Raw genomic sequence first — 256 nt, 5'->3', positions numbered from 1 at the left:
GAGTTGTTTGATACGTTCTTGGTCTGAAAGCTGCTGTACTTTAACTGGATTTTGTTTATCTAAATATTTTTGATACCAAACACGTAGTGTTTCAGGAGTACAACCTATCTTGGGAGCAATAGCGGTGATCGCAGCCCAAGTAGAAGGATAATCTTTTTCAGATTCAATCAATAATTGAACCGCTCTTTCTCTGATTTCAGGGGTATATTTTAATTTTGTCATCGGGATAGTCTCTCAGAATATTGACTCTCCGACA

The 256-nt window shown here is 37.5% G+C and carries 1 pseudogene; it reads right to left on the bottom strand.

The annotated features are described in order from the left end of the window. Positions 1 to 222: pseudogene (locus WFH18_RS18630) on the bottom strand (IS3 family transposase); the annotation flags it as partial. Positions 223 to 256 lie beyond the last annotated feature (34 nt).

It is taken from the genome of Acinetobacter sp. USHLN143 (assembly GCF_037145695.1).
Taxonomy (GTDB): domain Bacteria; phylum Pseudomonadota; class Gammaproteobacteria; order Pseudomonadales; family Moraxellaceae; genus Acinetobacter; species Acinetobacter fasciculus.
Note: the sequence above shows the minus strand (reverse complement) of the source record. Positions and strands in the feature narration are given on the sequence as shown.